The sequence below is a fragment of the Rheinheimera sp. F8 genome, assembly GCF_001518915.1.
Genome location: NZ_CP013656.1, coordinates 620,427 through 642,404, shown reverse-complemented (window position 1 = coordinate 642,404; position 21,978 = coordinate 620,427). Strand labels below are relative to the sequence as shown.

Here is a 21,978-nt window from a genome sequence, read left to right as displayed (position 1 = left end):
CCTTCATGTCAAAAAAAGTCTATTGTCTCGCCCAATTCCAGCCAAAGGCTGGCAAAGCAGCTGAGTTATTTCGCGTCTTACAGGGCTTAGAACCCAACACACTGCGGGAAGATGGCTGTCTGCAATATCGTGTGACACGGCAGATCAGCTCCGACTTTGCGCCAGGCTCCGGTTTCCCCATCGTCTTTAACGAAATCTGGGCTGACATGGCGGCGTTTGAAGCACATTGTCAGCGCGCTGAGATCCAGCAATTTTTTCAGACCTATTGCCTGGCTGAAGATGGTCTCGCTGCAGACTGGAACGTTTGTGTCTACAGTGACGAGCCAGAACAGTACGACGCGCCGGCATTGTAACAACCGGCGCATGGTCGACTTAACCGGCGTTATTGGCCAGCAAGCAGCGCCTGATCTAAAGCGCGGGCGCGTTGCACGGCAGGCCGGGCCGAAAACCGTTCCAGGTAGGCGGCAATTTCCGGCGTGGCTTCAATAATGCCAAAGCGCGTCATCCAGCCCAGTGCAGTGCCCCACAGGCAATCCGCAGCAGTAAAGCGCTCGCCGAGGAACCAGGGGCCAACACTTAACTGCGAGCGCAGCCATTGTTCCACTGCGGCCACATCGCCATACGGGCTCATGCCGCGCTGACCAGAGTCACGCTTTAGTGCTTTGTCGATCATCGCCGGCTCAAAACTGCTGCCATAAAATGCCAGCGCGCGCAGGTAAGACCCACGCAGTGGCTCACCTACCGCCGGACTTAAGCCCGCCTCAGGTTTAAGTTCCGCCAGAAACTGGTAAATCGCGACTTGTTCAGTCACGACTACGCCATCGGCGATCAAAGTTGGCACTTTGCCCAGTGGATTGGCGGCCATTAGGGCCGGACTTTTTTCCGGCGCTTTAAAATCGACCAGTTCAAATTCTGCCGCTAAACCCAGCTCTTCCAGCAGGATCCGTACGCCAGCCGAACGGCTTTGCGGGTTATGGAATAATTTCAGTTGTGGGTTTTGCATCGGACACTCCATTGGCTAGCACTTTGCTCAGGACAGTCAGCATGCCGCAGTGGCGTGACAAAAAACAGAGTGATCAGGGTCAGCCGATGGCAATTTTCACCCGGCTTGTGACCCTGCTGCTGGAATACCTGCCCGAACTTAATACGCCACACTAAAGCGCCGACCGGTGTGCGCCGGCTGCTCGGCTTCATTCAGCATCGCCACCGCATAGTCACCGGTAGAGATCCGGCTGTGGCCTTCTGTATCGGTCAGCAGCATGTCGCCACCCAGACGGAACTGACCGCTGGCAGCGCCTGGAAAAATTTCGGCCGCCGGTGATAAATAACTCCAGGCCAATCCGGTTTCGCTGCGCAATTGTTGTAAAGCGGCATAAGCGCCTTCTGCTGTACCACGATAGGCCGCCGGAAAGTTCGGGCTGTCCAGCAACTTGCTGCCATCCGGCAATTGCAAAGATGCCGCGCCACCGACCAACAGAAAGCGCTCCACTGCACTTTGTTTGACGGCCTGCAGTATGCTGGCGAAACCACGCTGGTAGTAGCCGGACACGTCGGCATCACTATGACCACTGAACGCGCTGATCACTAAAGGTTGCTGCTGCAACCAAGGCAGCAGCGCCTGGCTGTCCAGCACGTCGACACTCACCACTTCAAGTTGCTGCGGATATTGCTGCTGTAACGCGGCCAGTTTGCTGGTATCCCGCACCAAGGCCCGAACCTGATGACCGCGCTGTAATGCTTCTGCAGTTAACGCACTGCCGATAAATCCACTGGCACCAATAATGACGATTTGCATGATTCCACTCCGATAATTGCGACTGAGTTTGGCTGGCACCCGCTGGTGCTCACCGTGATGGACGCTATTATCGGCAGTTGATTAATGATGAAAAATAGCTCAATCTGCAATTCACTGTCATGATTATCAAAACAATCACATGGCAGGATCACAGATGCTGGATTTAAACAGTCTGCAACTGGTGCAGGCGTTGGCCCATAGTGGCAGTTTCACCGCAGCGGCCGAACGCCTGGGCTGTACCAAAACCAAAATCAGTTTACAAATCAAAACGCTGGAACAACAGCTTGGTGTGGCGTTGTTTCGCCGCACTACACGGCAGGTCAGTCTGACCGCAGCCGGCGAGCAACTGGTGGCGCAATGTTTGCCGTTATTTGATCAGCTGCAACTTGAATTACAGCAGCTGCAGCACCCTGACACCGCCTTAAGTGGCAAGCTGGTCCTGACTGCACCGGAAGATTATGCCAATCAGATTCTGTTACCGGTACTGCTGGAATTCAGCCAGCAACATCCGGCACTGCAGATTGAACTGCGTAGCAGCGATCAGGTGCGGGATTTAGTCCGCGAAGGCATAGATTTGGCGATCCGCGGCGGCTGGCTGCGCGATTCCAGTTTAAAAGCGCACAAACTGGGTAACTTTGATCAGTGGCTGGTGGCCACACCACAATATCTGGCGCAGCACGCGCCGATAAAGCAACCGGAAGATCTCAGCTCCCATTCACTGATTGCGTTTAATCAGTTACGCACCCCATTGCACTGGTCCATGCGCAAGGCCGACCAGCTGGCCGAGCTGCAGTTTCACAGCCGCTTTACTGTCAGTTCAACCGCCAGTATTCAGGCGTTGTTATTAAACCATGCCGGATTGGGTATTTTAACGGATTACACGGCGCAACCACTGATCGCAACCGGGCAGTTGGTGCACTTGCTGCCGGACTGGCATTTACCTGCCGGCGGCATCTATGCAGTCTATCCGCCTGGCCCGCACCGACCGTTAAAAGTGCGGCGTTTTGTCGAACTGTTACAACAGCGGCTGCAACGCTGATCGATAGTTGCAAATTTGTTAAGCTTCCAGCAAAGTAACAGCTGCAACCAACCGATAAGGGAAAGTCGAATGCGTATGAAATTATTCAGCTGTGCCGCAGCCCTGTTATTCAGTCTGCAGGTACAGGCAGAACCCGCCACCCGCGCCACCATTGAAAAGTTCCTGCAGGTCACTGAAGCTGCCAACATGATGGATCAGGCCTATCAAAACATGGATCAGATGACAGCACAGATGTTGGCCAGCAGTGGCCTTGATATCACCAAAGATCCACAAGTCCAACAGGATATGCAGGAAATGAATGCACTGGTCCGTGCGGAGCTGTCATGGGACAAGATGGAAGAGCCTCTTATCGCCTTGTATGGCAATGTATTCAGTGACGCGGAACTGCAGGACATTATTGAGTTTTATCAGTCGGCCGCCGGTCAGAAAATGCTGAAGCGCCAGCCGGAGCTGATGCAGGGCACCATGGTGATGATGCAGCAGCAGATGCAAACTCTGATGCCGAAAATAAAAGCATTAACTGAAAAACAATCCGCTGCGCGCAAAGCGGCACAACAAAAAACGACTCAGCAATAATTGGTAAAGCGGCCGTGGTCATTCACGGCACACTGAACTAGGCTTGTTTCATTGCTCCCTCTGCGCTGCCGGAGCCAGCCATGAAACATATTTGCAGCGTCCTGCTGCTCTGCCTGAGCAGTTGTTTGTCTGCCCATCCGGTGATTATTGAAACCAGTTTGTGGCCCGGCTTTACCAATGCCGACGGCTCTGGCGCTTATTTTGCGCTGGCCAGGTTGGTATTACCGGCAGCGGACTATCCGCTGGTGATCCGGCATAATCATCTGGGCCGGGCCTGGCTCGCCGTGCAACGTGGCCAGGCGGATTTATCTTTTGGCCTGACCGAGGCGGATATTCAGGCCTTTGCGCTGGAATCATCCAGTCGGCCTTATGATGCGGATACACTGTTGGCAGTATTTCAGCCCACCCGGCTACACCTGACCGACCTGACTACACCCCGGCTGTCGTCTCTGCATCTGGGCTGGGAAAAATCATACAATTACGGCGCGGTGCTGAAGATCAGTAATCAGGGCTATGAAGTAGACAGTCCGGCGCACGCCATTCAATTGTTAGTGGCCGGCCGGATTGATGTTTATCTGGCCGAGCGTGGCGATCTGGCCACGCCAGAATTACAACAGCAACTGCAAAAATCCGGTTTGCAGCAACAATGGCTGGCCACAGTGCCGGTGTATGCCGGTTTCAGTCCGTCCGATAAAGGCCGGCAGTTAAAACAGTTGTGGGATCAGCGGATCCAACAGCTGGAGAAAAGCGGCGAATTGCAGCGTTTTTATCAGAGCTATCCGCTGTTACAGCTACCACCGCCTTCATCCCCGCCACCACGCTGAGTGGTGGGCTTGAATCCGTCATGCCCGCAGCGTATGTTAATCGGCTGTATCAGCCTGCGCAGGATCAAACCATGTATCAACTCTTTATCGCCGACAAAAACTATTCATCCTGGAGCCTGCGTCCTTGGTTGTTGCTGACCGAACTTGGTATCGCATTTACTGAGCAACAAAGCCGCTTTGACGGCCCGGACAATCAGCTGAAATTCCGCGGTTTTGCACCGAACGGCAAAGTGCCGTGTCTGCATCATGACGGTCAGGTGATTTGGGAATCGCTGGCGATTATCGAATATCTGGCCGAGCGGCACCCGGGCGTCTGGCCGGCGGACAGCAAAGCGCGCGCCTTTGCGCGGTGTGCCGCCAGTGAAATGCACGCCGGCTTCAGTACCTTACGCGGTACCTGCCCGATGAGCGTGGGTATCCGGGTAAAACTGCACCAGATCAGCCCGGCGCTACAAGCCGATTTAGATCGGATCAGCGAATTGTGGCAACAAGGATTACAGCAATTTGGTGGCCCATTTCTGGCCGGTAGTGCTTTTAGCGCTGTCGATGCGTTTTTCGCGCCAGTGGCATTTCGGGTGCAAAGTTACGGCTTGCCATTACCCGCTGCGGCCCAGGCTTATGTCGACCGGTTGCTGCAGTTACCAGGCATGTTGGTCTGGCAACAAGCTGCATTGGCCGATCCGTACCGCGAAGCGTCGCACGAAGCAGGGCCACTACGACATGGAGTTTTAACCGCAGACTTGCGATTATGAACAGGCAGCTATCGCTGTATCTGGACATATTTCGGTTTACCGCAGCAGCCCTGGTATTTTTGTCACACTTGCCGCACTTTGTTGACGGTTATTTCTGGCAGCTGGCGGGTTTTGGCCATGAGGCCGTGGTGTTCTTTTTTGTCCTGTCTGGTTTTGTCATCGCCTTTGTCTGCACAGAAAAACAAGAATCGGCCTTTGACTATGTCATCAACAGAACGGTGCGAATTTATTCAGTGGCCGTGCCGGCCATTCTGCTGACTTTCATGATCTATGCCTTTATTCAGGCCTACAACCCGGCCAGTATTGCCGATCTGCAACCTTCGTTCTCCAGCCTGCCGCAAACCCTGTTCAGCGCCCTGACATTCACCAATCAAAGCTGGATCCCGACGCGTATCCTCATCGATATGCCTTATTGGTCAATGGGATACGAAGTATTGTATTACCTGTTCTTTGGCGTGGTGTTTTACATGACTGGTTGGCGTCGCTGGTGCTATCTGTTGCCAATTCTGCTGTTGATGGGATTCAGTATTTTGTTGTATTTGCCAGTCTGGCTGGCCGGCGTCTGGTGCTTCCGGATGAAAGACCGGTTGCAATTGAGCCTGCCTGTCGCCGTGACCGGATATGGTTTATCGGTGGTCGCTATTGCGATAGGGTCAACCGATGGATGGGAGCACAGCTTCAACCTGACGGCAAATATTACCGGCCAATGGCTGCAACAAGGTTTGCTGCTGGAAACTGCACAACATTTTTTCACCGATTATTTTTTAACGCTGTGCATCGTTCTCCACATTTTGTGTGCGAACAACATCTGCAAATCCGTCGACTTTAATTTATCAGCCCGGGTGCAGCGCTGGATCAGGGAAATATCAGCCCATACCTTTTCGCTGTACCTGTTGCATATGCCATTGTTATATCTGGTGAAAGCGGTATTTCCGGCGACAGAACAGCTTGCAGCCGCAATTGTGGCGGCCGTATTGTTGGTCCCCACGGTGATCTGGCTCATCAGCCGGCAAATTGAATCGGCCAGAGCCGCGCAGCGCAATTGGCTGGGTCGTCAGCTGACGCGGGTGTGGCAACGTTAAGTTTGTGTAGTCCGGGAGAGCGGAGTTTTGTTAAGCGCCAAGACTCCGTCGCGTCTTACTTAACTGCGCTGTTGCTGCCAAATCAGATACAAGCCACTGAGCATAATCACCGCCGCCCCCAGCATCATGCTGGCGGTGGGCCAGACTTGCCACAGCACGATATCAAAGCCTAAACCCCACACCAGCGCAGTGTATTCAAAAGGTGCAATCACCGAAGGCGGTGCCAGCCGGAACGCTTCAGTAATAAACACCTGGCCGATAGCGCCGGTGATGCCAATCGCCAGAAAATACGGCCACAGCGCCCATTGCAGCGGCTGCCAGTCTGGCAGCGCCAGCAAACCGGCGCCGATGCCAATCATCGTCATCAACCAGAACACCATATTGCCGGCATAATCCGATTTTGCCAGCACCCGCACCGTGATCGCCGAAATGGCGTAACACAAGGCCGACAGCAGCGCCATCAGCGCGCCGAGGCTCAACAGCCCGTCACCAGATGGCTTTAACATATAAATCACTGCCGCCAGGCCCACCACAATTGCCACCCACTGCCGGCTGTTGACCTTGTCTTTCAGCCACCAGACCGACAGCAACGTGATGATCAGCGGCGCAGCAAAGAAAATGCTGTAAGTGTCTGCCAGCGACAACAAACTGACCGCATGGATAAAAGACGCCAGCATCACAATGCCCAGCACGGCGCGCAGCAGATGCAATGACCAGCGCGCCTGCAACAAATGCTGTAGCCGGCCTGTGGTGGCGAGCCAAACCACAATAAAAGGCCAGGCACAGGCGGCGCGGAAAAAGGTGATTTGCATGGCGCTGTAGTGTTCGGTCAGCGTTTTCATCGCCGCGTCCATGCCGGAAAACATCAGCACCGCCAGTAACATGGCCAGAATGCCTTTAATTGGATGGTCCTGCGGTTGCGTAGAATGAGACAAAGCGATACTCCGGCAAAAAACGCAAGCGTATCACAGTGGTTATCTGTAGACATTAAGCGCTATCGCCCGGCGCGCTCAGTCCGCGAAAAAAGCAGCTGAGCGACCGGCGCTTTGATGGAAGGGTTAACTGCGGCGTCTGAACAACGCCAGTAACAACACGGCAAAACCCAGCGCCCCGCCGGAACCACCAGAACTGCTGGTATTCACCGGCGTCGTGGTGACAGTACCTTTCACTTTAACCGAAAAGGTCACCACAGTGCCCAAACCGCGACTATCCATCACGCTGACGCTGAATTGCAGATCAGCATCGCGATTGGGCGCAATAAAGCTGGCACTGTCGGTCGTCGCATTGCTCAGGGTCACACTATCGCCACTGACCTGAGTCCAGCTGTAAGTCAGCGCATCGCCATCCGGATCTGTCCCTTCCGCTTTTAATGTGACCTGCGCGCCGGCATTCACTTCGGTTGGGAAGCCAACTTTCACTTCCGGCTTACGGTTTTGTTCGTTGTCGCGAATTTTCACCAGCAAGCTGGCGCGATCGGTAACGACAGTGCCGCTTAATTGCAAAGTCAGCTGCTCTTCGTTTTCCAGCAGGCTGTCATCAATCGGCGTCAGTGTGATCGATTTATCCGCTGTATCACCATCGGCCCAGCTCAGTTCGCCGCTGCTTTGCTGAATGTCCATACCGGCTTTGGCACTGTCGTCTTTGAGTTGATAACTGACAGTCAGCGCGCCACTGCTACCGGCAAAGCGGCCAATTTTCACGCTGACCGGGCCACCATTTTCTTCCAGCGTCACTGTGCTGAGCTGAAAACCCGCCGCACCTTGTTGTGCTGCAGCGCTGCCGACCGTCACCTGATGATAAGACGGCGCCCCCAACGTCAGACCGTTTTGCGGGTCAAATAAACGCACAAAATAACTGGCATGCGCCGCCCACTGGGTATTGCCGGCGACAAGGATCTCCTTGTCGGCATGATCGTCGGCCGCCCAACTGAGCCGGCCTTTGCCAAGCTGTGTGGTCTGACTGATGCCAAAGCCATTTAACGTCTCCCAGCCGACACTGACAGCGCCGCTGCCGGCCGGCCGGCGTACCTTGAGTACGGCCGCTTCACCGGCTTTCAGACTGCTGGCGGCAGCGGCAAAGCTAACCTGACCGGCGGCGCTTTGTTTGGTCTGATCACGCAGCACAAACAAGCCACTGTTAATATCTGCGGAGATCACCAGGCCTGAGGGCAAGTATGGATAAGTGCCCCACACGCCATTAAACGCTGCGTTGTCGCTGGATGGGAACGAATCAAAAAAGCCGGCTTCAACCGGATTGGCCGGGTTGGTGATATCCAGAATTGTGGTACCACGCTGATAATTCGAAATGTAATAACGGTTGCCGCGGGTATAACCATTGTGGTCGATAGCGCCGGTCGGCCCGGTCCATTCTTTGACAATCACCGGTTGTTTCAGGTTGTCGACATTCATCACCCGCACTGTGGTATTGAGGCCGTGGTCACGCTCGTCCAGTTCATCGTGAATAAACACAAAACGTTTGTCTTCACTCCACCAGCCGGAGTGCACATAGCTCGCTTGCGGATAAGTTAAATCTGCCAGTGCACCAGCCCCGGTCAGGGTGGTGATATCCCATAACCGCACCGATTGTTCGTTAAAGTCCATCAACACAGTACAGCTGTTGCGCTGACAGCCCTGCTGCGCGCGGTTGTCGTCGACCACCATCGATGCCGCATCGTGGGTGTAGTCGCTGCGCAGGCCATTGCTATGCAGATAATACGGCGTTAGCGCTTCCGGATTTTTCAGGCCATAAGTGGTAAAAGCACCGCCGACGGCTTTTTGGCCAACGATGTGTAACGTTGGTTCCAAACCATCCAAAGCGGAATTGGTGGTGTAATCGACATGGCTGATATAGACGTTATGTGCTGAAGTGACGGCTTTGTCGGCAGCCACCAAACGTACCGAGCCCGGTAACTGATTTAAATCCAGGATCTGAACATTGTCCGACCCCTCCGAACTGACATAAGCATAAGCCCGCCAGCGCGCCAGGCTGTTGTCGTAAAACTGCAGCACTTTGATATCACGCCAGGACGTGCGGCTGCCGGCAATAGCACCGACTTCCTTTGGTGCCGCCGGATCAGCCAGGCTAAACACGGCGGTGCCATTATCCAGGCCAATAATGGCGTATTCAGTGCCGGTATTCAGGTCAGTATGGCCCCAGATATCATTGGCGGCGCCTGGTTTCAGGCTAATATCCGCCAACGCGACATGGCTGACTAAATCAATGTTTTTACACGGATAAATACCAGCTTTACCATCGACACAAGGCGTCGGTCCCTGACTTTGCTGCAATTGTTGCTGCGTCTGTTCCAGTGCAGCGCTGTCGGCAAATCGCTGCGAAAAGCCGTCATTGACCACCACAAAGCCCTGCAGTTGCAGCTGGCCGATATAAGCTTCCGGTACGCCAGTCAGAATAGTGTTATTGATGCCGGGCGCCTGGTCGAGAAAATGGTCAAATTTGTTATAACCGCCAAGCACCGGCACTAATTTGCTGGTCAGATAAAATAAATCGTCGGCATCCTGAATGGCGTAACGACCTTCAGCCACTAACACCCGGTCGCCTTTACTGGCTTGCTGCACGGCATAGCTGATGGTCTGACAGGCCCGTACCGGGCTGTCACAACGCCCTGCATCCTTGCCGGTTGGCGCGACAAAACGGGCGCGGTCATGTTCAGCATGGCTGAAGGCCGCTGCGCTGAATAGCAAACTGGCAGCCAAGGTAAACTGACTGAACTTAAACGGGCAAAAAGTGAGACGATGCGACATGGTTCTTACTCCGGCCAAACGGGTAAAAGCGTTGCGTTTTACCAAGGTTTTGTTACTGTGACAGCAAAGCTATATATAAATACGAAAATGCAAAACAGTAAACAAATTATTAATTATTGTGCAGTTTTTCTGCTGTGCTTCCTTGCCGGTTGCCAACCGCAACGCCCGGCACCACTGCAATTACAGCTGCAGTGGCAAGGACAGCCGCTGCGCTGTGATTCCAACCTGACGCTGAACGGCCAGACTTTTCAGCTGGCGCAGTTACAGCTGTTTTTAAGCGATTTCAGCCAGACTAAGCCCATCGCGCTGACGCCCGGCCCTTATAGCAATGACCAGCTGGTATTACTCGGCATCGACTGCCAGAGCAATGATGCCGGTCAGTGGCAAATTCCGCTGGCAACAGCCTTAACGCCAGGTCCGATCCGCTTCACGTTGGGGGTGCCGGCCTCCCTGAATCATCAAAACCCGTTGCAGGCACAAGCGCCACTGCAACAAACCGACATGCACTGGAGCTGGCAACACGGCTATAAATTCCTGCGGCTGGATTTAACCGGCGCCGCCAACTGGTCGCTGCATCTGGGTTCGACCGGCTGCAGCGGCCCCAGCGTCATGCGTGCTCCAACCACCCCTTGCCAGCAGCCCAATCTGGTGCAGGTCAACTTGCAGTATAGCGGGCAGCAGCAGTTGGTCCTTGACCTCGCACCGTTGCTGCAGGATTTTGGGGCAAACGGGGAGAATTCCTGTATGTCAGACCCGCAGACCAAGAGTTGCCGGCAGTTACTGCCGCGGCTTGGTGTTGGCAGCAGCGCAGTGGCAGGCTTATGGCAATTACGCTAAGACTGTTTAGGTTGATGCAATGCGCAGCCTTGCTGATGCTGCTGAGCAGCTGCACGCCGGCGCCACAGCCATATCAGTGGTCATTGCCTGAGGGCTTTCCCAAACCGGCAGTACCGGCAGACAATCCGATGTCCGCCGCCAAAGCTGAACTGGGCCGCTATTTATTTTATGACAAAGCCCTATCCGGTAACGGTCAGCAAAGTTGTGCCAGTTGCCATCAACAGGCCTTTGCCTTTGCTGAACCTCAGGCCGTTTCAGCAGGCAGCACCGGCGAGCGTCACCGGCGCAATGCCTTAGCTTTGGTCAACGTGGCCTATAACAAAACGCTGACCTGGGCGCATCCGGACCTGCAACAGATAGAGCAGCAGCTGCTGATCCCAATGTTTGGCGATCAGCCGATAGAACTCGGCATCAGCGGCCATCAACCACAAGTGCTGCAGCAGCTACAACGTGAACCTTATCCGGCTTTGTTCGAAGCCGCTTTTGGTGATGAAACAGTCGATTTTCAGCGCGTCACCCAGGCTTTAGCCAGCTTTGTCCGCAGTCTGGTGTCCTTGCAGGCGCCCTTTGACCGTTATGCCTATCAGGGTGATGACAGCGCCTTAACGCCGCAGCAAATCAACGGCATGAATCTGTTTTTCTCGGAACGGCTGGAGTGTCATCATTGTCACGGCGGTTTTAACTTCACCCAGTCCACCAGCCATGAAAAGCAGCCGCTGGACCGGCGGCCTTTTCACAACACCGGCTTATATTTCACCGGCCGCCAGCAGGTGGCAGGGCAGGGTTATCCGGATAAAGACCGTGGTCTGGCTGAACTGACCATGCAACAGAGCGATGATGGCCGCTTTCGTGCGCCGACGCTGCGCAACATCGCTTTGACTGCACCTTATATGCACGACGGCAGTGTTGCGACACTGGAGCAAGTGCTGGATTTGTATCAGCAAGGTGGGCGCAACACCACACTAGGGCCATGGCAAGGCGATGGCCGTTTACATCCGGCCAAAAGTAATTTTGTTAAAGGTTTTGATTTAACCGCAGAAGAACGCGCCGCTGTGTTGGCCTTTTTACACAGCCTGACCGACCCGCACTTTATCAGCAATCCGGCGTATGCCGACCCTTGGCCGGCATCACCAGCGGCAGGCTCCAGGTCCCAACCCTGACGCCGGCCTGACCCTGCCACTGCGTTACATCTCTTCGAGTTGCTTGCCACGTGTTTCGCGGACAAAACGCATGACAAAAAACAGACTAATCAGCGCCGATAACGCATAAAAACCATAAGCCCCGGCGAGGCCCACCGAGCCCAATAAGATTGGGAACGTCATCGTAATCGCAAAGTTCGCCAGCCACTGCGCACTCGCCGCCACGGCCAGTGCCGCACCACGAATGCGGTTATTAAACATTTCGCCAAGTAAAACCCAAACCACCGGCCCCCAGCTGATGCCAAAAAACACCACAAACAGATTGGCCGTGATCAGTGCCAGCAACCCGGTTTGGTCGGTCAGTTGCAGCTTCCCGGCCGCATCGAGGCCGGCGGTACCAAAGATAATCGTCAGTACAGCCAGACTGATAAACATGCCAAGACTACCCACCAGCAACAAAGGCCGGCGGCCGACTTTATCAATCAGTGCAATGGCGACAAAAGTGGAAACTATATTGGTAGTGCCGGCTAACACATTGATAAATAAAGATTGAGACTCATCAAAACCGGCGGCCTGCCATAATTCCGCACCGTAATAAAACACCACATTAATGCCGACGAATTGCTGAAACACCGATAAAGCAATGCCAACCCAAATTACCGGCTGCAGCTTGCGGCTACCGGCGATAAGAAAATCAGCCAGACCCGGTTTGGTTTCACCAGCCAATGAATGCTGCACCATAGCGATTTGCGTCGCTTCGCTGCCCGGACAAATCCGGCTGAATACTTGTTGCGCCTGCAGCAGCCGGCCTTGCGCCACCAGATAACGCGGCGATTCCGGAATAAAAAACACGCCAAGTAAAAACAACAACGACGGTAATAACTCCATCCAGAACATCCAGCGCCAGGCCGGCAATCCGAGCCAGAACAGTGCTTCAGCACTACCGGCGCTGGCGGCGATCAGATAATTGCTGACAAAAGCGGCAAACAGGCCCAGTACTATCGCCAGTTGCTGCAAAGTCGCCAACCGCCCCCGGTAGGCCGGTGGTGCCACTTCAGAGATATAGGCCGGCGCCAGCACCGACGCCGCGCCAATGCCAAGCCCGCCTAATAACCGGTACCAGATAAACGCGGTCGCGCTATTGGCATCGCCTGAACCCCAGGCGCTGATGGCGAATACCAGCGCCGTGATCAGCATCACCGGTTTACGGCCATATCGATCCGCCGCCGGCCCTGCCAATAAAGCGCCCAGCGCACAGCCTAATAACACCGACGCCACGTTAAAACCGGTGGCGACCGCATCCGACTGAAAGGCTTTGCTGAGTGCGGTGACTGTGCCGTTGATCACGCCAGAGTCAAAACCAAACAGGAAACCGCCAATTGCGGCTACGGCGGAGATAAAAGTGATATACAGCAGCGTGCCGCCGGAACTGGCAGGGGGCACAACAATCGGGCGCGACGGCGCGCCAGTGACGGATAACGTCATCGGGTAGGTTCCTTATCAAGCGATTGAAGACAGCGGTGTGGAGGCTGATACCAGACTGCCTTCCGACAGTCCGGTATCAGGGTTTGTTCACGTTTGCGGTTTAACCAGCGTATTTCAGCAGAATTTTGTCACGACTCAGCCGCTCATGGCTGATGTTAAAATTACTGCGGAAGATCTCCAGTAGCCCATTCACATCACCCGTTTTAAACATACCGGCGACATGGATAGTTTTCAGCTTGGCATCATCGGCCAGCTCAAACTGAATATCGGTATAGCGGCTGATTTCGGCCAATGCATCCTGCAGGTTTTCACCGCGGAAAATCAGGTTGCCGGAGCGCCACGACAAACTGGCAGCCAGTTCCACCGCGTCGATTTTCTGCACCTGTTCGCGCGCTTTGCCACGAGGGTCCAAATCAACCCGCTCTCCTTTGGAAATGGCCAAAGCGGTTTGTGGCAACCGTTTTGCCAGTGCCTGCGGCGTAGGTATGTCGACACCGGCATTGCTGCCGACCAATACTTTGCCGTCAGTGACAATCAGTTCAACATGATCCTGGCGTAAATCAACGTTAAACGCCGTACCGACCGCCTGAATGATCTTGCCTCCGGCAATGACACTGAGTGGCCGTGACGTATCATGCGCGACATCGATATTGATTTCACCGCGTTGCAGCTCGATGACCCGGGCGCCGGCGCTGTAACGCACCACAACAAAACTATTGGTATTCAGCACCAGCTTGCTGTGGTCGGGTAATTCAATGGTATTGTTTTCACCAACGCGCGTCTGATAAGTCGCCTCCATCGCCACCACGGCGGATGCCGGTGCTGTGCTGAGCTGATTCAGGTCCCCCCGATAGAACAAAGCCCCGAGCAGCAGTACAGCAGCCGCCGAAGCCGCCATCGCCAGACCCGTCAGTGGCCGGCGTTGTTGGCTGATTTTCGGCTCTACCGCCGGAAACAGCGCCGATAACCGACTTAGTGCATCCATTTTGTCCCATAACTTGGCGACTTCAAACAGCGTTTGCTGGTTTAACGCAGACGCGGCCAGCCATTGCTGTAACGCCTGCTTTTCTTCAGTTTGCAGTTCCCGGTCAATCCGGGCGATCCATTCACAGGCCTGTTCCAGACGCTGCGCCTCCAGCACTGATTGCTGGCGTTTCGACTGCAGATGGATCTGGTGAATATTACTCATAGGATCCTCCTCTTGATTGTCGCTTCGCGTGTTGCTGGCCCTGTCCGGTTTCGCCACCCGTTGCTTTACGCATAAACAGCGTGCAACTTTTTAAGCCGGTGGCGATATGTTTTTCAACTGTGCTTTCACTGATCCGTAAATTGGCGGCAATTTCCCGCTGCGAATAGCCATAGACCTTTTTCAGCACAAATACTTTGCGGCACTGCAACGGCAGTTGCCGTACCGCTTCACAAAAATGGCCAAACTCGCTGCCCGACAAGACCTGGTCATACACTTCATCCCGGCAGTTGTCTGATAATAGCTGGTCCAGCAGTTCAGCATCTTCAACGTGGTCCACATGGCGTACATTGGCCTGTTTGTGGTAATCCAGCGCCAGATTGCGCGCCACGGTAAACATAAAAGATTTCGGTGAGCTGATTTGCGTTTTATCTTCAATCTGGCAAATCCGCACATAAGTTTCCTGCACGATATCTTCGATTTCGTGCGGCGGCACTATTCTGGACACCGCGCGGTAAATGCCACGCCGCGATGCCAGATAGATCTTGTAAAACAATGAATCGTTTGACATTTTTCCCCGTTTTTTCTGTTTTTTTATTGGTTATCAGGCCAAAATTTGCAGTTGTTGTTCTATGCAACGAATCTGCTTATCAGCTACAGACGAAACAGCCGGGGAAAATCCGCCAGTGCGACCGTAAATATTTTTAAAATAACTGCAAAAAACTACTGATGGTCAGCCGGCCCTGCGCCGGATCGGCGGCGGAAGCAGCCAACTCCCTGATATTTCCTGAATGTAACAGGTTACCCGGATAAATCACCGCCCGGTTAAAACAGGCTTCAACCTCACCGATTTGCTGAAACAACGCAGAACTGCCGTGCATATAACGCGGTGCTTCATGCAGCCGGGCTGCCATGGCTTGTTGTTTTAACACCGGGCCATAACTCTGCAGCCGTTCGGCGCTGATCCGCTCAAACCCACTATAACGATGGCGATAAAAGGCCGTACCGCCCTGCCTGGCATCACACAAATAATGCACCATCGCCAGCTGATGCGGTTCCACCGTATCAAAATGCGGCAACATTTGAATAGGCTTCAGCTGCTCAGCAGGTTTACAGGCCAGCGAAAACGCCGAACTGAGCACTCGCAGATGCTGCGCCTGTGGCGCATACACTTGCTGCAGCAGGGGCAACAGGTTTTGCAGCGCATCCTGATACGACTGCGGTGTCGGCGCCCGCACGCCCGGATAAAAATTGGCCGGATCGGCCTGATAAACGCCGTGCTGTGCCTGCTGCCATAACCAGTCACAGGCCGGAAATAAATGGTCTATCACCAATAACGGCGTCTGCTCAGTGCCAATCAGCTGACAATGGACGCTGGGCTTTAGTTTTAGCTGTGCTTCGGACTGCATTCGTTTACCCAGCCAACTGCTGATTTTTACGCGCGATTAAGCCGTAGATTTGTGCCGCTGAACCGAGAATGGCGTAGATCGCCGCCAAATGGCCCTGTTGATGCAACTGCACCACCTGCTCCGGCGTCAGCGCCGCCAGCTTGTCAGCATCAATGGTGTAGAGACCGTTCAGCCGGGTCGTGCTTTGGTCGGCAAAAGTGATATCAAGCGACATCGGCTGTAACAACTGGCATTGCAGCAACACCTCAATCAGCGCATCGCGTTGTTGCTCGCCTTGCAGTAACTGCACCAACCGCTGTTTCGCCTGCCGGTAGAACTCGGTCTCGCTGCCATCGGCTAAAAACAACGGCTCGGCGCCCGCCGGTAATGACTGGTTCTGACCGGTGGCTGGACTCTCCATATCTATACAGACCACATAATCGTCGGTATCCGGCGTCGCCTTGCCAACAAAAAACGGCTGACGCTGGATTTGCAGCGGCAGATACAAACCCAACCAGCGGCCTTGCTGCAGCAGTAAATTTTCGTTCGCCGCAAAGCCGGTTAATGCCGCCAGCACAAACTGACCGGTCTCACCACTTTTCGCCAGCACCAGCGGCAACTGCGTGGCGACATGGGTCAGCTCGGCTGGCACCACCGGGATCAGATTCTGCCCGGCGGCATGAATATCCACCTGCTCAGGTAACACACACAGCTGTTGATGCCGGGCCGGTTCTATTGCAACTAAATGAGCCATGACTTGCTTTCCTGCTACTCAGATGGTTTGAAAACCATACTGACGAATTTTGTTGATAAGCTCGCGGTGCGTCGGTAACAACGTCAGCGCCTGATCGATCATTTTGCGGTTTTGCTGCAACTGCGCTGTGGCAAAATCCCAGTTAGTCAGCTGATGGCGCAGGCGGCTGGTATCACTGCGAAACCCCATGCCATACAACACATACTGATAACTGGCGGCCGGGAACACCTCATTATTGCTGGTGAAATCCAAATCGCCCGGCGCCCGGTGCGCCCACAGCTGCATCAGATCCTTTAGGCTTTGCGGAATAGTCGCCGGGTCGCGATTGTCACGCCAGAAGGCGCTGTCAGTGCGCTGACTCAGAATGTAATGCAGCTTCAGAAAATCGATGATTTTGTCCCAGCGGTACAAAAAGGTTTCGTTAAAACGCCGCGCCACGATGTCCATCACACCGCGGGTGGCAGGCAGCTGTTCCGCAATCATCTGGGCCGACAATTCCACCAGCACCAGTGCCGAGGCTTCCAGCGGTTCGAGAAAACCGGCCGACAAGCCGACCGCAACACAGTTGTTCTGCCAGAAGTGCTGGCGATGACCACTGACAATCGGGATCTTGCGCACCGCAAGTTCCGCGATTTTTGGCCCGACATAAGCCGCTAAAGTGTCACGTGCCTGTTGTTCGCTGCAATAGCGGCTGGCATAGACATACCCCACACCCCTGCGGTGCTGCAGACCGATATCCCAAATCCAGCCGCAATCCTGCGCGGTCGAAATGGTATGCGAAGCGATCGGCGCATCGGGACTGTCGTAAGGCACCTGCACGGCGAGCGCCGTATCGATAAACAGCACATCGTCACAGCGCTTAAACGGCACCTGATAATGCTCGCCCAGCAACAGCGATTTAAAGCCGGTGCAATCGACAAATAAATCACCGGCGATCGGGCCATGGTTCTGAGTCTGGACGGCAGCGATATCCCCGTTGTCAGCGCTTTGCACGGCGATCACATCATCCTGAATATGTTCCACGCCCAGTTTTTCGATACAGTGGCGCTGCAAGAACAAGCCAAACTTGCCGGAATCGAGGTGATAGGCATAATTGGCGACGGCAGCATATTCGGCATGCCGGATAGTTTTCGGCGCCAGCCCCTGCTCACAAATGGCTTCCTGATAACATAAGTCGTTCGAAAAGGAACTGAGCGGGCCGGCCAAATCTGTGGCGGTTTTGCCCTGCAGCCAATAAGCCGCCATATCCGCTTTGCCAAAACCCTGCGGCAGCACCAGCGGATGATAATAGAAATCATCAGTCGCGCCATTGACCCAACGGGCAAATTTGGCGCCTTGTTTAAAAGTGGCGTCACATTCACGGATAAATTCGGTTTCACTGATGCCAAGTGCCAGCAATGTGCTGCGCATCGTTGGCCAGGTGCCTTCGCCGACACCAATCGGCGGTACACCCGGTGATTCGATCAAAACCACTCTGATCGCACCGGCCTGACAATTATGTTTGGCCGCAATGCGGCCGGCGGTCAGCCAACCGGCATTGCCTCCGCCGACGATCACGACAGTCTGGATCGGTTGCTCTGCCGTGTTGTTGTTTTTATGTTGAGGCTGAGATTGCATGAGGGACTTCCTGCTTTGCATCGCAAAAAAGGAGTCAGCCAAGCATGCGCTGACTCCGCAAAGAGCACAGTCACAGCCCCGGGATCGGCAGTGACTGCGTATCAACTAAGTACAAATTACACAATAATCGCGATTAGAACGAACCACGCACCCCAAAGGCGACACGCCGGCCGCTGTCTTCAATCAACAGCAGCTGGTTAGCAAAACGACCGCGTTTGTGCACGTATTCATTGGTCAGGTTGATGCCTTCAATGACAACGGCCAAATCCGGCGTGATGTCATAGCTGGCACTGGCGTCAATCTGCGCATAGTCTTCAACAATGACCACACCGTCGCCGTTGCTTTGAGTCAGCGACTGCACAAAAGCATCACGCCAGTTGTACGCGATACGTGCCTGCAACGGGCCTTGTTCATAAAACGCCACCAGGTTGTAGGAATCACTGAGACCGGTTAACGCAAACACCTGATTGATGTCCGCCGGATCCAGTTCGGCATTACTGTCGACCAGTGTGGCGTTCGCCATCACGCCAAAACCCGACTCAAAGGTATGTTGCAGCGCCAGTTCAAAACCGTCGACAATCGCCGATTCGCCGTTACTTGGCAGCGTGTTGCTAAAGACTGCCGTGCTGTCGGCACTGTCCGGCGCGCCTGAATTGGTGCCGGTCGACGGATCGGTCAGCAAGCCGCCATTTGCCAGCGTGAAGGTTTTGTCTTCAGTGATGTTGATGATGAAGTTCGACACGTTTTTGCGGAAATAACCGCCCGATAAATAACTGGCATCGCTGTAATACCATTCCAACGACAGGTCGAGGTTAGTCGCGCTGAACGGTTGCAGTTCCGGGTTACCCGAAGTGGAAGTTAAGTCACCGCCTTGCCGGGTGGTGCCAATCACCGTGACTGGTGACATGCTTTCCAGCGTTGGCCGGGTCAAAGTTTGAGACGCAGCAAAGCGGCCGACCAGGTCGTCAGAGATATCCAGTTTGACGCTGAAGTTTGGCAGAATGGCTTCGTAGCTTGAGCTTTCTTTGATCGGCTGGGCAGCGCCGAACTGTGCCAGCATCTCGGTTTCATCGAGGATACGCAGACCGCTGACCGGCGCATCGGTACCGTCCACATCGACACTGGTACGCTCATAACGCACACCGGCAGTGCTGGTTAACGGCATACCGGCTAACGTGCCTTCAAAATCCAGTTCCAGATACAAAGACGCCGTATCCTCACCCACTTCAAACGACTTGTTGCGTTTAACCGCATCAAAGCTAATCGGCTTGCCGATTGAAGCCGCATATTGTTCGAGGAAAGCGAAGTTGGCTTCACCGTCATGCGCCAGCCAGGAGGTTGGCATCCGGCCACTGCCGCTGACGCCGCTTAAGAAATCGCTGCCGGCATTAAAGACATATTGCGGGAATCCGGCCATATTCGGCACATCCGGATAACCACAGAACGTACAGTGAATGCCAACGCCTTCGTTATCCCAACGCTCCAGGCTCTTGGTTTCGGTCGAATACATAGCGCCAAATTTCACTTTGGTTAAACCGCTGGCGGCATCTTCATTCCAAACGCTGTCCCAGCGCAGCTGATTCAGATCATCTTCCACCGCCCAGCCGCGGCGCAACATCACGTGGGCCCGGCTGTTTTTCGGATCCAGATGATTCGACACGCCATCCGGTTTTACACCCGGTTGGTAAGCCGTGCCGTTTAGTTCCTGCTGACCGCTGTAGATGTTCGGATTCGCGCCGGCAAATTCGCTGGCGTAAGGCAGGATGTTGTCGTCAAGCTGGAAACGGACGCGGTTGGCATAACCAATCAAGGACAGCTGATCCCCGCGGCCATTGTTCGGTTCACGCTCAGCGCTGGAATGGCTGAAATCGAATTTCATATTCAGATTGTTGCTAACGTCCCAATCGGCATTCAGGCCAATCGACAGCGTGTCGGTCAGGCGGTCAAACTTCTTCGCGTGCATGTCGGTAGCCAGACCCACTTCCTGATACAGGTCAACTACAGTGCCGTTCGCATCGACAACCGGCCCTTTGGCGCCGCCAAACCCAGTGATATTCGGCGCGGTAAACCAATGGCCGTATGAGGTGGTATCGGCTTCGACGTCAAAATCGGAATAAAGCGCATCTGCGGTCAGTTCCAGATTGTCGGCCGGTGCGTACTGCAACACCAGATTGGCGTTGGTGCGGCTACGCTCTTCAAAAGTGACTTTATGGTCGTAGTTACGCGGTGAAAAAATATTGCCGCTGTAAGCTGCACCGCTTTGCGTGACCGGATTTGGCACGCCAACGTTTTCCAGCCAGCCGTCAATTTGCGCCTGATTCAGCCGCGTGTCGCGCTGCTGATGCGACACGGCCAGCAAAGCACCAACCGAGCCGTCTAAAAAGGTATCGCTGATCAGGCCAGAGACCTGTGGCGAGGTTTTTTCGCTGTTTTCTTCGTAGACGCCTTTGATACTGCCGGCGACTTTAAAACCACCGATGGCAAAAGGCCGCGCGGTATTGACGTTGACGGTCGAACCAATACCACCGGATTGCTGCGTTGCCGTGGAGGTTTTATGCACATCAAGGCTACGGACTAATTCCGCCGCAATAGTGTCAAAACTAAAAGCGCGGCTTTGGTTTTCCGACGCCATTTGCCGGCCATTGACCAGCACTGTATTAAATTCCGGGCCAAAACCACGTACGGTGATCAGCTGGCCTTCGCCACCGGAACGGTCAATCGACACGCCGGTGATGCGCTGCAGCGATTCTGCCAGGTTAGTATCCGGGAACTTACCAATGTCTTCCGCGGAAATGGAATCGACCACACCGCCAGCTTCGCGTTTGGAATCCATCGCCCGGCCAAGTGCACCACGGATGCCGCGCACTTCAATGACTTCTGTTTTTGTCTCTTCTTTGTCCTGTACGGCAAAAGCCGGTGATACCGCCATTGTGCTGACCACTGCCATCACTGCTGTTGCCACTTTGTTTTTCTTATAATTCGCCATGTCGTCATTACTCTCGAAAGTCGGATCTATCAAAATAGATACCTGCCCACTTTCGCTAATCACCGGCTTCAAACCGGTCCCCTGCAACAGAATGCGCAGGGCTTCGTCGAGGTTGTACTGACCACGGAGCGGATTGGTCACTTTGCCTGCCATCTTGTCGATGGGAAACAGCAAGGTAATGTCAGCCTGTTCAGCAAAACTGATTAGCGAGAGATCGGCTCTTTGTTCCGGAATATTGAAAGCAATCTCAGACGGCTTTTCATCGGCCAGCGCTGCAGCAGATAAGTTGCAGACCAGCAACAATGACAACAAAGGCCGTCGCGTGCGTCGATATCCCCCCCGCATGTGCTTACGCCATGCAGAGAACCAAGACGACAGAGCGCGAATTTTCCGCCATATCCTTTTAAACAAGCTGTGAAACAATTGGTGTGTCCTCTCCCCGGTCCAAGTCGATCTTTTTGTTTTTATTATGTTTTTATTGTGTGCTTTTTTATGGATGCAAGGTCAGGTTGATTTGCATGCTGCACTGACAATCAGGCTTCGACAACGCCTGCACCAGACCGGTGACAGTGTTGCACCAGAATGACAATTTCCCATCAAACCTGAATTACCGGGAAGTTTCAAGCAAGGAACTAGCAGGGATCTGGCAAGGGGGAGGTTGAAACCAAGCTGGCAGCGCTGCAGCACTCTCTGCAGTATGGCCTGCCGCGGTGGCTACACAGCATAAAAAAACGCAAGCCCGGTCGGCGCGGGCTTG

19 protein-coding genes are annotated in these 21,978 nt (G+C 54.2%); 8 read left to right on the top strand and 11 right to left on the bottom strand.

What is annotated here, in order from left to right:
- Nucleotides 1-5: 5 nt before the first annotated feature.
- A complete protein-coding gene (locus ATY27_RS02945; RefSeq protein ID WP_208932671.1) occupies nucleotides 6-353 on the top strand; it encodes a putative quinol monooxygenase in 348 nt (115 codons plus the stop codon).
- 29 nt (nucleotides 354-382) lie between these two features.
- Here the strand turns inward: ATY27_RS02945 and ATY27_RS02940 are convergent, their stop codons facing one another.
- Together ATY27_RS02940 and ATY27_RS02935 are read right to left on the bottom strand one after the other, a co-directional pair.
- The gene (locus ATY27_RS02940; protein WP_208932670.1) at nucleotides 383-1,003 is read right to left on the bottom strand and encodes a glutathione S-transferase family protein; all 621 of its coding nucleotides are present in this window, start codon (nucleotides 1,001-1,003) and stop codon (nucleotides 383-385) included.
- A gap of 138 nt (nucleotides 1,004-1,141) precedes the next feature.
- Nucleotides 1,142-1,795, bottom strand: coding sequence for an NAD(P)H-binding protein (locus ATY27_RS02935; RefSeq protein ID WP_208932669.1), 654 nt, complete (start codon nucleotides 1,793-1,795; stop codon nucleotides 1,142-1,144).
- A 154-nt stretch (nucleotides 1,796-1,949) separates the two neighbouring features.
- Between ATY27_RS02935 and ATY27_RS02930 the strand changes: the two genes are divergently transcribed.
- The 5 genes from ATY27_RS02930 to ATY27_RS02910 all read left to right on the top strand — a co-directional run bounded on the left by ATY27_RS02930 (nucleotide 1,950) and on the right by ATY27_RS02910 (nucleotide 6,068).
- A complete protein-coding gene (locus tag ATY27_RS02930; RefSeq protein WP_208932668.1) occupies nucleotides 1,950-2,834 on the top strand; it encodes a LysR family transcriptional regulator in 885 nt (294 codons plus the stop codon).
- Between the two features lie 69 nt (nucleotides 2,835-2,903).
- Nucleotides 2,904-3,410: a DUF2059 domain-containing protein gene (locus tag ATY27_RS02925; RefSeq protein WP_208932667.1), complete on the top strand. Its 507-nt coding sequence runs from the start codon at nucleotides 2,904-2,906 to the stop codon at nucleotides 3,408-3,410.
- Between the two features lie 80 nt (nucleotides 3,411-3,490).
- Entirely contained in the window at nucleotides 3,491-4,234 is a 744-nt protein-coding gene (locus ATY27_RS02920) for a transporter substrate-binding domain-containing protein (protein ID WP_208932666.1), read from the top strand.
- Between the two features lie 71 nt (nucleotides 4,235-4,305).
- Nucleotides 4,306-4,986 (top strand): glutathione S-transferase family protein, encoded by a 681-nt coding sequence (locus ATY27_RS02915; RefSeq protein WP_208932665.1) that lies wholly within the window; start codon nucleotides 4,306-4,308, stop codon nucleotides 4,984-4,986.
- On the top strand, nucleotides 4,983-6,068 hold the full coding sequence (locus ATY27_RS02910; RefSeq protein ID WP_208932664.1) for an acyltransferase: 1,086 nt from the start codon (nucleotides 4,983-4,985) through the stop codon (nucleotides 6,066-6,068). Before ATY27_RS02915 ends, ATY27_RS02910 begins: the two co-directional genes overlap by 4 nt.
- 59 nt (nucleotides 6,069-6,127) lie before the next feature.
- Here ATY27_RS02910 and ATY27_RS02905 read toward each other — a convergent pair whose 3' ends face one another.
- A complete protein-coding gene (locus ATY27_RS02905) occupies nucleotides 6,128-7,003 on the bottom strand; it encodes a DMT family transporter (protein WP_244151398.1) in 876 nt (291 codons plus the stop codon).
- A gap of 123 nt (nucleotides 7,004-7,126) precedes the next feature.
- Nucleotides 7,127-9,829, bottom strand: coding sequence for a choice-of-anchor B family protein (locus tag ATY27_RS02900; RefSeq protein ID WP_208932663.1), 2,703 nt, complete (start codon nucleotides 9,827-9,829; stop codon nucleotides 7,127-7,129).
- A gap of 87 nt (nucleotides 9,830-9,916) precedes the next feature.
- Between ATY27_RS02900 and ATY27_RS02895 the strand changes: the two genes are divergently transcribed.
- Together ATY27_RS02895 and ATY27_RS02890 are read left to right on the top strand one after the other, a co-directional pair.
- The gene (locus tag ATY27_RS02895) at nucleotides 9,917-10,666 is read left to right on the top strand and encodes an MbnP family copper-binding protein (RefSeq protein ID WP_208932662.1); all 750 of its coding nucleotides are present in this window, start codon (nucleotides 9,917-9,919) and stop codon (nucleotides 10,664-10,666) included.
- A 35-nt stretch (nucleotides 10,667-10,701) separates the two neighbouring features.
- Nucleotides 10,702-11,826, top strand: a complete 1,125-nt coding sequence (locus ATY27_RS02890) for an MbnH family di-heme enzyme (RefSeq protein ID WP_244151397.1) — start codon at nucleotides 10,702-10,704, stop codon at nucleotides 11,824-11,826.
- A 24-nt stretch (nucleotides 11,827-11,850) separates the two neighbouring features.
- On the opposite strand, the gene ATY27_RS02885 is transcribed toward ATY27_RS02890, so the two are convergent.
- From ATY27_RS02885 to ATY27_RS02855, 7 genes are all read right to left on the bottom strand, one after another.
- Complete coding sequence (locus ATY27_RS02885; RefSeq protein WP_208932660.1) at nucleotides 11,851-13,290, bottom strand: sugar porter family MFS transporter; 1,440 nt, start codon at nucleotides 13,288-13,290, stop codon at nucleotides 11,851-11,853.
- Between the two features lie 100 nt (nucleotides 13,291-13,390).
- The gene (locus tag ATY27_RS02880) at nucleotides 13,391-14,479 is read right to left on the bottom strand and encodes a FecR domain-containing protein (protein WP_208932659.1); all 1,089 of its coding nucleotides are present in this window, start codon (nucleotides 14,477-14,479) and stop codon (nucleotides 13,391-13,393) included.
- Nucleotides 14,472-15,047: an RNA polymerase sigma factor gene (locus ATY27_RS02875; RefSeq protein ID WP_208932658.1), complete on the bottom strand. Its 576-nt coding sequence runs from the start codon at nucleotides 15,045-15,047 to the stop codon at nucleotides 14,472-14,474. Before ATY27_RS02875 ends, ATY27_RS02880 begins: the two co-directional genes overlap by 8 nt.
- 133 nt (nucleotides 15,048-15,180) lie before the next feature.
- Nucleotides 15,181-15,885: a DUF6445 family protein gene (locus tag ATY27_RS02870; protein ID WP_208932657.1), complete on the bottom strand. Its 705-nt coding sequence runs from the start codon at nucleotides 15,883-15,885 to the stop codon at nucleotides 15,181-15,183.
- A 4-nt stretch (nucleotides 15,886-15,889) separates the two neighbouring features.
- The gene (locus tag ATY27_RS02865) at nucleotides 15,890-16,618 is read right to left on the bottom strand and encodes a SapC family protein (protein ID WP_208932656.1); all 729 of its coding nucleotides are present in this window, start codon (nucleotides 16,616-16,618) and stop codon (nucleotides 15,890-15,892) included.
- An 18-nt stretch (nucleotides 16,619-16,636) separates the two neighbouring features.
- The gene (locus ATY27_RS02860; protein WP_208932655.1) at nucleotides 16,637-18,235 is read right to left on the bottom strand and encodes a tryptophan halogenase family protein; all 1,599 of its coding nucleotides are present in this window, start codon (nucleotides 18,233-18,235) and stop codon (nucleotides 16,637-16,639) included.
- A 133-nt stretch (nucleotides 18,236-18,368) separates the two neighbouring features.
- On the bottom strand, nucleotides 18,369-21,566 hold the full coding sequence (locus ATY27_RS02855) for a TonB-dependent receptor (protein ID WP_208932654.1): 3,198 nt from the start codon (nucleotides 21,564-21,566) through the stop codon (nucleotides 18,369-18,371).
- Nucleotides 21,567-21,978: the final 412 nt, after the last annotated feature.

Excerpts from the sequence above, each read along its gene's own strand:
- ATY27_RS02945 (WP_208932671.1), top strand. The coding sequence starts at position 6 with ATGTCAAAAAAAGTCTATTGTCTCGCCCAATTCCAGCCAAAGGCTGGC.
- ATY27_RS02940 (WP_208932670.1), bottom strand. The coding sequence starts at position 1,003 with ATGCAAAACCCACAACTGAAATTATTCCATAACCCGCAAAGCCGTTCG.
- ATY27_RS02935 (WP_208932669.1), bottom strand. The coding sequence starts at position 1,795 with ATGCAAATCGTCATTATTGGTGCCAGTGGATTTATCGGCAGTGCGTTA.
- ATY27_RS02930 (WP_208932668.1), top strand. The coding sequence starts at position 1,950 with ATGCTGGATTTAAACAGTCTGCAACTGGTGCAGGCGTTGGCCCATAGT.
- ATY27_RS02925 (WP_208932667.1), top strand. The coding sequence starts at position 2,904 with ATGCGTATGAAATTATTCAGCTGTGCCGCAGCCCTGTTATTCAGTCTG.
- ATY27_RS02920 (WP_208932666.1), top strand. The coding sequence starts at position 3,491 with ATGAAACATATTTGCAGCGTCCTGCTGCTCTGCCTGAGCAGTTGTTTG.
- ATY27_RS02915 (WP_208932665.1), top strand. The coding sequence starts at position 4,306 with ATGTATCAACTCTTTATCGCCGACAAAAACTATTCATCCTGGAGCCTG.
- ATY27_RS02910 (WP_208932664.1), top strand. The coding sequence starts at position 4,983 with ATGAACAGGCAGCTATCGCTGTATCTGGACATATTTCGGTTTACCGCA.
- ATY27_RS02900 (WP_208932663.1), bottom strand. The coding sequence starts at position 9,829 with ATGTCGCATCGTCTCACTTTTTGCCCGTTTAAGTTCAGTCAGTTTACC.
- ATY27_RS02895 (WP_208932662.1), top strand. The coding sequence starts at position 9,917 with ATGCAAAACAGTAAACAAATTATTAATTATTGTGCAGTTTTTCTGCTG.
- ATY27_RS02890 (WP_244151397.1), top strand. The coding sequence starts at position 10,702 with ATGCTGCTGAGCAGCTGCACGCCGGCGCCACAGCCATATCAGTGGTCA.
- ATY27_RS02885 (WP_208932660.1), bottom strand. The coding sequence starts at position 13,290 with ATGACGTTATCCGTCACTGGCGCGCCGTCGCGCCCGATTGTTGTGCCC.
- ATY27_RS02880 (WP_208932659.1), bottom strand. The coding sequence starts at position 14,479 with ATGAGTAATATTCACCAGATCCATCTGCAGTCGAAACGCCAGCAATCA.
- ATY27_RS02875 (WP_208932658.1), bottom strand. The coding sequence starts at position 15,047 with ATGTCAAACGATTCATTGTTTTACAAGATCTATCTGGCATCGCGGCGT.
- ATY27_RS02870 (WP_208932657.1), bottom strand. The coding sequence starts at position 15,885 with ATGCAGTCCGAAGCACAGCTAAAACTAAAGCCCAGCGTCCATTGTCAG.
- ATY27_RS02865 (WP_208932656.1), bottom strand. The coding sequence starts at position 16,618 with ATGGCTCATTTAGTTGCAATAGAACCGGCCCGGCATCAACAGCTGTGT.
- ATY27_RS02860 (WP_208932655.1), bottom strand. The coding sequence starts at position 18,235 with ATGCAATCTCAGCCTCAACATAAAAACAACAACACGGCAGAGCAACCG.
- ATY27_RS02855 (WP_208932654.1), bottom strand. The coding sequence starts at position 21,566 with ATGCGGGGGGGATATCGACGCACGCGACGGCCTTTGTTGTCATTGTTG.